Raw genomic sequence first — 11,549 nt, 5'->3', positions numbered from 1 at the left:
GGTGGGTGGGCGGATCGGTGGGCGTTAGCGGCTGCGGACCAGCTGCCAGGCGCGGCCAAGGTAGCCGATGGATCCAAAGCCGCTCCACACGTGCACCAGCCGGGTGAAGGGGAAGATGACGAACAGCGAGATCCCCATGAACAGATGGAGCTTGAACAGCAGCGGCGCGTCGGCGATATAGCCGGCTGCGTCCCCGCGCAGGGTGACGATGTGCTGGGCCCAGGTCATGAGCTGCACCATCATGTGGCCGTCCATATGGCGGGACGATTCAAAGATGGTGGAAAGGCCCAGCAGCAAGGTCACCAGGATCCACAGCAGCAGCACCTTGTCGCCGGTGCGCGTGACCGCGGACACGCGGGCATTGGCGAAGCGGCGGTGGAGCAGGATCAGCAGGCCGGACAGGCACATGGTGCCCATCAGGCCGCCGGCCGCCATGGCCACGCCTTGCTTGAAGCCATGCGAGACGCCCAGTGCGTCCCAGACCGCCACCGGCGTCAGCAGGCCCGCCAGATGGCCGAAGAACAGCCCGATGATGCCGACGTGGAAGAGGATGCTGCCGACGCGCAGGTTGCCCCGATGCAGCAGCTGCGAGCTGTCGCTCTTCCAGCCGTACTGTTCGCGCTCGAAGCGCGCCAGGCTGCCGAACAGGAAGACGACCAGGGCGATGTACGGATAGATGCCGTAGAGGAATTGATTGAGCAGGTTCATGGTCGTTGCCTCAGCAAGCGTTGGGCATGGGCGTGCGGGTTGGTGTGCGGGTCGGCGTGCGGGTTGGCGTCGTTCCACGGGCGTAGAAGTGCACGGGCTGGTCGCCCGAGGGGCGCGGCGCGAGCAGCGGCTCCACGCCGTCCGCGCCGGGGCCGAAGGTCTCCAGCGCTTCGTCCATGTCGCGCACCGGTGGCTCGGTCTGGGCTTGTGGCTGCACGTCCGTGAGCGTGCGCAACACGGCGAACACCGCGGCATACGGGCTCTCGTTGCGCGCCAGCCGGTCGCCGACCGCGGCGAGCACGTGGATGGCGTCGCCCAGCAGTTGTTCGGCATGTGCGTCCTTGCCGTCCGCCACCAGCGCGCCCAGGAACTCCAGGAACAGCGGCACGTAGTCGGGCAGCTCCGCCTCGGCGGGCTCGAAGCCCTCGCGGCGGTATTCGTCGATCAGGTCGACCATGGCCTGGCCGCGATCCCGGCTTTCACCGTGCACGTGTTCGAACAGGTGCAGCGAGTGGGCGGGGTTGCGGTCGAAGGTGGCGACGTAGTTCTCCTGGAGCTCGATCAGCGTGTTCGTCTTCAACAGATCGCCCAGCGGTGCCAGCGTGGCTTGCGCCTGCGGCCACTCGGCCAGCGCGGCGTCGATTTCGGGCATGGCGTCGAGAAGGTCCTGCTCGGGGTAGCACAGCAGGGCGCTAAGGATGGGGTAAAGCGGCATGGGTAGGCTCCCGTTTTGTATAGATGGCAAAAATGCGGATGCCGGCCGCACCCGTTTGCCAACGGATGCGGGGCGGAAAGTCATGCGCCGGTCATGTCGCCATGGCTTTCTTGCGCGATTTCGGCATGTCCGCGAACATCACGCTGCCTTGCGGCTTCTTGCCGAACAGGGAGCCGTCCGAGGTTCCGCCCGAGCAGCCGTTGCCGAAGGTGAAGCCGCAGCTGGCCTTGTCGTTAAAGCTGTCCTCCACCATTTCCTTGTGCGAGGAAGGGATCACGAAGCGATCCTCGTAGTTGGCGATTGCCATGATCTGGTACATGTCCTCCACTTGCGCCGGCGTAAGGCCGACCTGTTCCAGCACAGCCAGGTCCTGCACGTCGTCCACCACTTCCGAGCGCTTGTAGGCGCGCATGGCCAGCATGCGTTCCAGCGCTTTGAGCACCGGCGCGACTTCTCCCGCGGTCAGCAGGTTGGCCAGGTACTTGACCGGGATGCGCAGGCTCTTCACGTCCGGAATCACGCCGTTCATGCCCATGTGGCCGGCCTCGGCGGCCGACTGGATCGGCGACAGCGGCGGGATGTACCACACCATCGGCAGCGTGCGGTACTCGGGGTGCAGCGGGAAGGCCACCTTCCATTCGCAGGCCATCTTGTAGACCGGCGACTTGCGCGCGGCGTCCAGCCAGGTTTGCGGGATGCCCTGGCGCAGCGCTTCGGCCTGGACGGCCGGATCGTGCGGATCGAGGAAGATGTCCAGCTGCGACTGGTAGAGATCCTGCGTGTTCTCCACCGAGGCGGCTTCCTGGATGCGGTCGGCGTCATACAGCATCACGCCCAGGTAGCGGATCCGGCCGACGCAGGTTTCCGCGCAGACGGTAGGCTGGCCCGCTTCGATGCGCGGATAGCAGAACAGGCATTTCTCGGCCTTGCCGCTTTGCCAGTTGTAGTAGATCTTCTTGTACGGGCACCCGGAGATGCACATGCGCCAGCCGCGGCATTTGTCCTGGTCGACCAGCACGATGCCGTCGTCCTCGCGCTTGTAGATCGAGCCGGACGGGCAGGAGGCCACACAGGTCGGGTTCAGGCAATGCTCGCACAGGCGCGGCAGGTACATCATGAAGGTGTTCTCGAAGGTCGAGTACATCTCCTTCTGCACGTCTTCGAACAGCTTGTCCTTGCTGCGCGCGCTGAACTCGCCGCCCAGGTCATCCTCCCAGTTCGGTCCCCATTCGATCTTGTCCATCTTCTTGCCGGTCAGTACCGATACCGGGCGAGCGGTGGGGGGCGTCTGCACCAGCGGCGCCTTTTGCAGATGCTCGTAGTCGTAGGTGAACGGCTCGTAGTATTCGTCGATCTGCGGCAGGTTGGGGTTGGTGAACAGCTTCGCCAGAATGCCGAGCTTGCTGCCCTGGCGCGGCTCGAGCTTGCCGGCGGCATTGCGCACCCAGCCGCCGTGCCACTTGTGCTGGTTCTCCCATTCCTTGGGATACCCGATGCCGGGCTTGGTCTCGACGTTGTTGAACCAGGCGTATTCCACGCCGTCGCGGCTGGTCCACACGTTCTTGCAGGTAATCGAGCAGGTATGGCAGCCAATGCATTTGTCCAGGTTCAGGACCATGGCTACCTGGGCGCGGATTTTCATTGCTCAGCTCCTTCCTTCGCTTGTTTTTCCACCAGCGGGCCTTCCAGCCAGTCCACCTTGTTCATCTTGCGCAGGATCACGAACTCGTCGCGGTTGCTGCCGACGGTGCCGTAGTAGTTGAAACCGTAGGCCAGTTGCGCGTAGCCGCCGATCATGTGCGTGGGCTTGGTCACCGTGCGGGTCACCGAGTTATGGATGCCGCCGCGCATGCCGCTGGTTTCGGCGCCGGGCACGTTCACGATCTTCTCCTGGGCGTGGTACATCAGGCACATCCCCTTGGGAACCCGCTGCGAGACCACGACCCGCGCGGTCAGCGTGCCGTTGACGTTGAAGACTTCCACCCAGTCGTTGTCCCGGATGCCGCTGGCCTTGGCCTCGGTTTCGGAGATCCAGACGTGCGGTCCGCCGCGCGACAGCGTGAGCATGCGCAGGTTGTCCGAGTAGGTGGAGTGGATGCCCCACTTCTGGTGCGGCGTGATCCAGTTCAGCACCAGCTCGGTGTTGCCGTTGGGCCTGGCGCCGAGCATCGGCGCGGTGGTCTTGGTGTCGATGGCCGGCTTGTAGACGCAGTTGCCCTCGCCAAAATCCAGCATCCAGCGATGGTCCTGGTAGAACTGCTGGCGGCCGGTCAGGGTGCGCCAGGGAATCAGCTCGTGCACATTGGTATAGCCGGCGTTGTAGCTGACTTCCTCGGATTCCAGCCCGGACCAGGTCGGCGCGGAGATGATCTTGCGCGGCTGCACCTGGACGTCGCGGAAGCGGATCTTGTCGTGCTCGCGTCCGGCGGCCAGGTGGGTGTGATCCCGCCCGGTGATGGCCGACAGCGCTTCCCATGCCTTTACCGCGACATGCCCGTTGGTTTCCGGCGCGAAGGTCAGGATCATCTCGGCGGCGTCGATCGCGGTATCCAGGCGCGGCCGGCCCTGGCTCACGCCGGGTTCGTCCACGGTCTTGCTGAGCGCGCCGATTTCCTTGACTTCGTGGCGGGTATCCCAGTTGATGCCCTTGCCGCCGTTGCCGTGCTTGTCGAGCAGCGGTCCGATCGAGGTGAACTTCTTGTAGATGTCGGCATAGTTGCGCTCGACCACGGTCATCGACGGCGCGGTCTTGCCGGGAATCAGCTCGCACTCGCCGCGCTTCCAGTCCTTCGGCTCGAATGGCTGGGCCAGTTCGCCCGGCGTGTCATGCAGCAAGGGGCTGCAGACCAGGTCCTTGCGGGTGCCCAGGTGGGCGCCGCCGATCTCGCTGAATTTCCTGGCGATCGCCTTGTAGATCTCCCAGTCCGTGCGGCTCTCCCACAGCGGCTGCACCGCTTCCGACAAGGGATGGATGAAGGGATGCATGTCGGAGGTGTTGAGATCGTCCTTCTCGTACCAGGTCGCGGTGGGCAGCACGATATCGCCGTACAGGCAGGTGGTGCTCATGCGGAAATCAAGCACGGTCAGCAGGTCGAGCTTGCCTTCGGCGGCGGGGCGCACCTTCACCTCGCTCGGCGTGATGGCATCGGCCTCGTCGCCGAACACGGCGTTCTGGGTGCCGAGCAGGTACTTGAGGAAATACTCGTGTCCCTTGCCCGAGCTGCCCAGGATGTTCGAACGCCAGACGAACATGTTGCGCGGGAAGTTCTCCGGGTTGTCGGGGTCGTCGCAGGCGAACTGCAGCCCGCCGGACTTCAGTTGTTCGACCGTATAGGCGACAGGGTCCTTGCCTGCCGCCGCGGCCGCGTCGGCGACATCGAGCGGATTGCTGCTCAGCTGCGGCGCCGAAGGCAGCCAGCCCATGCGCTCCGAGCGGGCGTTCAGGTCCAGCAGCGAGAGGTTCTCGTACTTGGCCTTGTCGGCGGTCGGGGCAAGGATCTCGTCCACGGCGAGCTTTTCGTGGCGCCACTGGCTGGTGTGGCTGTAGAAGAACGAGGTGCCGTTCATCTGGCGCGGCGGGCGCGACCAGTCCAGGCCGAAGGCCAGCGGCGCCCAGCCGAATTGCGGGCGCAGCTTTTCCTGGCCCACATAGTGCGCCCAGCCGCCGCCGCTCTTGCCCACGCAGCCGCACATCATCAGCAGGTTGATGATGCCGCGGTAGATCATGTCGTTGTGGTACCAGTGGTTGAGCGCGGCGCCGACGATTACCATGCTCTTGCCCTGGGTGCGGTCGGCGTTGTCGGCGAACTCGCGTGCCACCTGGATTACAAGGTGGCGCGGCACCGTGGTGTGCTTCTCCTGCCAGGCCGGTGTGTAGGGCACATCGTCGTCGAAGGAGGTGGCCACGTTGTCGCCGCCCAGGCCCTGGTCCACGCCGTAGTTGGCCATCTGCAGGTCATAGACGGTGGCCACCAGCGCGCTGCTGCCGTCCGCCAGCGTGATGCGCCTGGCGGGCACGCGGCGCTTGAGCAGGGCGTCGTGCTCCGCGCCGAAATACGGGAAGCCGACTTCCGCCACCTCGTGATCCGCCGCCATCAGCGAGAGCAGGGGGTCCAGCGCGCGGCCGCTGCCGCCGTCTTTCATTTCCAGGTTCCAGCGGCCTACCTTCTCGCCGTCGTTGTGCGCGGCCTCGCCCCAGCGAAAGCCGATGGTGCCGTTGGGTACCGCGAAGTCGCCGCTGGCGCTGTCGAGCACCAGCGTCTTCCATTCCGGGTTGTTGGCCTCGCCGCGGGCGCCGGCCAGGTGGGAGGCGCGCAGGAAGTGGTCGGGGACCAGCGTGCCGCCGTTGTCGCGCAGCAGCACCAGCATGGGCATGTCGGTGTACTGCTTGATGTAGTCGCGGAAATAGGCGGAGCGTCCGCTCAGGTGGAATTCCTTCAGCACCACATGGCCCATGGCCATGGCCAGGGCGGCGTCCGTGCCTTGCGTGGGCGCCAGCCAGATATCGCCGAACTTGACCATCTCGCCGAAGTCGGAAGACACCGCCACGGTCTTGGTGCCCTTGTAGCGGACTTCGGTGTAGAAGTGCGCGTCCGGGGTGCGCGTCTGCGGCACGTTGGAACCCCATACCATCAGGTAGGTGGAGTTGTACCAGTCGGCCGATTCCGGCACGTCGGTCTGTTCGCCCCAGACTTGCGGGCTGGCCGGCGGCAGGTCGCAGTACCAGTCATAGAAGGACAGGCAGACCCCGCCCAGCAGGCTCAGGTAGCGTGCCCCGGCGGCGTAGGACACCATCGACATGGCGGGAATCGGCGAGAAGCCGACCACGCGGTCCGGGCCGAAGCGCTTGATGGTAAAGGCGTTGGCTGCCGCGATGATCTCGGTGGCGGTGTCCCAGTCGGCCCGCACGAAGCCGCCCTGGCCGCGCACGCTCTTGTAGCGCTGTGCCTTGACCGGGTCCTGGCTGATGGAGGCCCAGGCGGCCACGGGGTCCATGGTCTTGCGGGCTTCGCGCCACATCTCCATCAACCGGCCGCGGATCATCGGGTACTTCACGCGTTGCGCCGAGTAGACGTACCAGCTGTAGGAGGCGCCGCGCGGGCAGCCGCGCGGCTCGTGGTTGGGCAGGTCGGGCCGGGTGCGCGGATAGTCGGTCTGCTGCGTTTCCCAGGTGATCAGTCCGTTCTTGACGTAGACCTTCCAGGAGCACGAACCCGTGCAGTTCACGCCGTGGGTGGAACGCACGATCTTGTCGTGCTGCCAGCGGTTGCGGTAGCCGTTCTCCCACCGGCGGTCCTCGTCCACCACGGCGCCGTGTCCACCCGCGAAGGTGGACTTGACGCGTGACATGAATTTCAGTCGATCCAGAAAATGACTCATTGTTGTTCTCCGCGAGTGCTTTTGCTGACCGTCGGGCAACCGGTCCAGGGATGTTGCAAGCTTATGGGCAGGGCCCTGCCGTGCCCATTCGCTGGTGGAGGAGTAGCGTGCGATGCGCTCGGGCTAGTTCGGCCGCGGCCGCCTAGTTCGGAAGAACTAGGCCGGCCGGCGCCGTTCAGCAGGGCATGGGCGCGTTCTTGCGTGCGTAATACCACCAGGTCACCAGCACGCAGCTCACGTAGAAGGCCACGAAACAGTAAAGCGCCGCGTCCGCCGAGCCGGTCAGCTCCAGCGAGGTGCCGAAGCTCTTGGGAATGAAGAAGCCGCCGTAGGCCCCGATGGCGCCGGAAAAGCCCAGCACCGCGGCCGATTCCTTGCCGGCGTCCAGCAGCGCCTGCTTTTGCGCCGCCTCGTCCTTGCCGCGCGCGGCGCGCTGGCGCTCGGTCAGGAAGATCACCGGGATCATGCGGAAGGTCGAGCCGTTGCCGATGCCGGTCAGCGCGAACAGCACCACGAACGCGGCCAGGAAGCCCTGGAAGCTGCCGCCGGCGCCGTCATGCGGCAGCGTGGCCAGCACGCCGAACACGGCGGCAATCATGGCCACGAAGCTCCACAGCGTGACCCGTGCCCCGCCCAGCTTGTCCGATACCCAGCCGCCCACGGGCCGCATCAGCGCGCCCACCAGCGGCCCGAGGAAGGCATAGGCGGTGGGGTTGACCCCGGGAAACTGCGACTTGGTGAGCAGCGCGAACCCGGCCGAGAAGCCGATGAACGAGCCGAAGGTACCCACGTACAGCCAGCACATCAGCCAGTTGTGCTTGCGCTTGAAGATCACCGCCTGGTCGGCGAACGAGGCGCGCGCATCGGCGATGTCATTCATGCCGAACCACGCGGCAAGCGTCGCGGCCAGGATGAACGGCACCCAGATAAAACCGGCGTTCTGCAGCCACAGGCTCTTGCTCACCTCGCCGGCCTGGTAGGTCTGTGCTTCGCCGCCAAAGGCGCCGAACAGCCCCACGGAAACCACCAGCGGGGTGAGGAACTGCACCACCGACACGCCCAGGTTGCCGATGCCGGCATTGAGCCCCGTCGCCAGGCCCTTCTTGGCCTTGGGGAAGAAGAAGCTGATGTTGGACATCGAGGAGCTGAAGTTGGCGCCGCCGAATCCGCACAGCAAGGCCAGCACCAGCAAGGTGGGATAGCTCGTGGTCGGGTCGCGCAGCGCGAACCCCATGCCCAGCGCCGGCACCAGCAGCGTGGCGGTGGAGATGGCCGTGAACCGCCGGCCGCCGAAGATCGGCACCAGGAATGCGTAGAAGATGCGCAGCGTGGCGCCCGAGAGCGCGGGCAGCGCGGTGAGCCAGAACAGCTGGTTCTTGCTGAAGCGGAAGCCGGCGCGGTCCAGGTTGACGGCCACCACGCTCCACAGCATCCAGATCGCGAAGGCGAGCATCAGCGCGAGGATCGAGATCCACAGGTTGCGGTAGGCGATGCGTTCGCCCTGGGTGCGCCAGAAGGTCGAGCTTTCGGGCTCCCAGCGGGTTAGTACGGAGCTAGACATGACAATGTCCTATGTGACGGAAGGAGGAATCGGGGAATCGGGGAATCGAGGAATCGGCGCGCCGGTTCAGGCCGGCTGCGCCGCCAGCACGCGCTGGCCGGCGCCCGCGCTCTTGCCGCGCTGGCTGTAGTGCATCCACACCAGGCTCACGCAAACGGTGCCGTACAGCAGCATGAAGCAGCTGCTGCGCACGCCGGTCAGGTCCGCCAGCAGGCCGAACAGCACTGGCAGGATGAAGCCGCCCAGGCCGCCGGCCAGTCCCACCACGCCGGAGACGGCGCCGAGGTTGTGGCCGAAATCGTTGGCGATGAACTTGAACACCGAGGCCTTGCCCACCGCCATGGCAATGCCGACGATAAAGAGCAGCGCGGTGAACGGCAGCGCCGACAGGCCGATATGGAAGGCTTGCGGGCCGCGCGCCGTGTGGATGATGAAATCGGTCTGCGGATAGCTGAGGAGGAAGAACGCCACCCAGCACACCCACATCACCCACCAGGTGGTGCGGTGCGCGCCGTAGCGGTCGGAGATCCAGCCGCCGATGGCGCGCAGCACGCCGCCCGGCAGCGAGAAGCAGGCCGCCAGCAGGGCGGCAATCTTGATGTCGAAGCCATACTCGCCGATGTAGTACTTGGTCATCCACAGCGACAGGCCGACATAGCCGCCGAACACCACCGAGTAATACTGCGAGTAGCGCCACACGCGCGGGTCGCGCAGCATGGCGAGCTGGTCGCGCAGGCTGGCCGAGGACGTGGCGCGGTGAGCGGGATCGCTGGACGAGAACACCCAGAACAGCACCGCCGTGACCAGCATGGCGATGGCATACACGCGCGGCACCACGGTCCAGCTGCCGCCGGCGGCAACGATCAGCGCCGGTGCCACGAACTTGGTCAGGGCCGAGCCGGAGTTGCCCGCGCCGAAAATGCCCATGGCCAGGCCCTGGCGGGAGCGGGGAAACCAGCGCGCCACATAGGGCGTGCCCACCGAGAAAGAACCGCCCGCGAGGCCCACGAACAAGCCCAGGACAAGCAACTGCGGGAGCGTGGTGGCACGCGAGATCATCCAGATCGGGATGACAGTGGCCAGCATCAGCACAAAGAAGACGATGCGGCCACCGTAGCGGTCGGTCCAGATACCCAGCGGCAGGCGGACCAGCGCGCCGCTGAGCACGGGCGTGGCGGCCAGCAGGCCGAACTGGGTTTCAGACAGGCCGAGCTGCTGCTTGATGGGAATGCCCAGCACCGCAAACATCATCCATATGGCAAAGCAGATGGTGAAGGCGAAGGTGCTGGACACCAGCACCGCATAGGCGCGCGGTGGCACCGGCTCATGCGGGAAGGGTTGGGTGGCCATGGCCATGCTCCTGTGTCAACAATGACGATTGGTTCCCAGCGTAGAGAGCGCGACCGCAATTGACCATTCGCCGGCAGCACATTTGCAGGTGCCGGTGGAGCTAGTTCGGATGGGGAGGGGTGTGCCCGCACGGGGCACGCCCGGCGCCGCGGGAGAGGGCGCCAGGCCGGGTGACGGGGTACGTTCAGCCCGCTATGCGTTGTGGCCTGTCGTCGGGCTTGACGCCGAGCCGGCGCGCGAGTTTGTGCAGGTTGCTCGCGTCCACGCCCAACTGGCGGGCGGCCTGCGCCCAGTTGCCGCCCTGCGCGGCGAGTGCCTGCTCGATGCAGTGCCGCTGGCATTGGTCTACCGCCTCGCGCAGGGTGTCGGCTGATGGCACGAACGCGCGCGGCCCGGCGGGTGGCAGCGGAGCTGCCGCGCCGGCCGGCGCTGGCTCCAGCCCGTCGAGATCGAGGAGTTCCGCCTCCAGCGTGATGATGTCGTTGCGGTTCGCGCCGCGGCTGACGGTCTTGAGCGCGGCGCGGCTGATCACGTGTTCCAGCTCGCGCACGTTGCCCGGCCAGGGGTAGCGGCGCAGCGCGGCCTCGGCCGTGCCGGACAAGCGCAGGCTGCGCAGGCCGAGCCGGGCGCGATTGAGTTCCAGCATCCGGCCGGCCAGCAGCAAGACGTCGTTGCCGCGCTCGCGCAGCGGCGGAATCGGGATCGGGTAGACCGAGAGCCGGTGATACAGGTCGGCGCGGAACGAGCCGTCGCGCACGTGATCGCGCAGGCTGCGGTTGGTGGCCGCGATGATCCGCACGTCGACGCGGCGGGGGCGGTCGGAACCCAGGCGCTGGATCTCGCCGTTCTGCAAGGTGCGCAGCAGCTTGGCCTGGATCGAGAGCGGCAGTTCGCCCACCTCGTCAAGGAACAGCGTGCCGCCGTCGGCCGCTTCGAAACGGCCAGGCCTTTCGCCCACCGCGCCCGAGAACGCACCCCTGGCGTGCCCGAACAGCTCGCTCTCGGCCAGCGATTCCGGCAGTGCGGCGCAGTTGACATGGATCAGCGGTTGCGCGCGCCGCCGCGAGAGCCGGTGCAGCCGGTGCGCGAACAACTCCTTGCCCACGCCCGTTTCGCCCAGCAGCAGCACCGGGAGTTCCGAGTCGGCCACCACCGTGAGCTCATGCAGCAGGCGGCCGATCGCCTCGCTCTGGCCAATGATCTCGCCATCGTCCCGGGCGGCGTCGCCTTGCGGGGCTTCGCCGCGCGTCAGCCGCAGCGCGCGGATCTCCGCTTCCAGCCGTGTGGTACGGATCGCCGCCTCGACGACCACCGTCAACTGCCGCAAATCGGCCTGCGCCTCTTCGCCAAAGGTGCCGACCGTCAACGCATCGAGCGTCAGCACGCCCCAGGGCTGGCCTTCCACATGCAGGCTGGTGCCCATGCAGTCGTGCACCGGCAGGGGCTCGCCCACGCGCTCGTCGATCAGCCCGTCGTAGGGGTCGGGCAGCACGCTGTCATGGTGGAAGCAGGTCACGTCGCGCCTGGCCAGGATGGCGGCCAGGCGTGGATGGAGTCCCACCGCGAAGCGCCGCCCGAGGGCATCGCGCACCAGCCCGTCGGTTGCCACTGGCCGCAACTGATCCTCCTCAAGCTGCAGCAGCGCCACGGCGCCGCAGCGGAAGTGGGCACGCAGGCTGCTGACCAGCCGCTGCAGCCGCACTGCCTGCGGCAGGTCGGCGACGAGATCCGTCAGCAATAGATTTTCCATCATGGTCAATTTAACCCTATGGGGTTGTTTTCACCCTTGTTTGATAAGGGTAAATAGTACCCTGAAAAAATTAAGTCTTTGATTTT

7 protein-coding genes are annotated in these 11,549 nt (G+C 66.2%); all 7 read right to left on the bottom strand.

The window, feature by feature from the left end; all coding sequences use genetic code 11:
- Positions 1 to 24: 24 nt before the first annotated feature.
- The 7 genes from narI to norR all read right to left on the bottom strand — a co-directional run bounded on the left by narI (position 25) and on the right by norR (position 11,466).
- Entirely contained in the window at positions 25 to 708 is a 684-nt protein-coding gene (gene narI, locus CF70_RS06900) for a respiratory nitrate reductase subunit gamma (protein ID WP_035862321.1), read from the bottom strand.
- Positions 709 to 718: 10 nt separating this feature from the next.
- Positions 719 to 1,423, bottom strand: a complete 705-nt coding sequence (narJ, locus tag CF70_RS06895; RefSeq protein WP_051648101.1) for a nitrate reductase molybdenum cofactor assembly chaperone — start codon at positions 1,421 to 1,423, stop codon at positions 719 to 721.
- 91 nt (positions 1,424 to 1,514) lie between these two features.
- Positions 1,515 to 3,065, bottom strand: coding sequence for a nitrate reductase subunit beta (gene narH, locus CF70_RS06890; RefSeq protein ID WP_035862320.1), 1,551 nt, complete (start codon positions 3,063 to 3,065; stop codon positions 1,515 to 1,517).
- Complete coding sequence (locus CF70_RS06885; RefSeq protein WP_035862319.1) at positions 3,062 to 6,802, bottom strand: nitrate reductase subunit alpha; 3,741 nt, start codon at positions 6,800 to 6,802, stop codon at positions 3,062 to 3,064. The genes narH and CF70_RS06885 overlap by 4 nt, the downstream gene beginning before the upstream one ends.
- A gap of 175 nt (positions 6,803 to 6,977) precedes the next feature.
- Positions 6,978 to 8,363 carry a NarK family nitrate/nitrite MFS transporter gene (locus CF70_RS06880; RefSeq protein WP_035862318.1) on the bottom strand — a complete coding sequence of 462 codons (1,386 nt, stop codon included), beginning with the start codon at positions 8,361 to 8,363 and terminating at the stop codon, positions 6,978 to 6,980.
- Between the two features lie 66 nt (positions 8,364 to 8,429).
- Positions 8,430 to 9,713 (bottom strand): MFS transporter, encoded by a 1,284-nt coding sequence (locus tag CF70_RS06875; RefSeq protein ID WP_200876706.1) that lies wholly within the window; start codon positions 9,711 to 9,713, stop codon positions 8,430 to 8,432.
- Positions 9,714 to 9,897: 184 nt separating this feature from the next.
- A complete protein-coding gene (norR, locus tag CF70_RS06870; RefSeq protein WP_035862358.1) occupies positions 9,898 to 11,466 on the bottom strand; it encodes a nitric oxide reductase transcriptional regulator NorR in 1,569 nt (522 codons plus the stop codon).
- Positions 11,467 to 11,549: the final 83 nt, after the last annotated feature.

It is taken from the genome of Cupriavidus sp. SK-3 (assembly GCF_000611145.1).
Classification (GTDB): Bacteria; Pseudomonadota; Gammaproteobacteria; order Burkholderiales; family Burkholderiaceae; genus Cupriavidus.
Note: the sequence above shows the minus strand (reverse complement) of the source record. Positions and strands in the feature narration are given on the sequence as shown.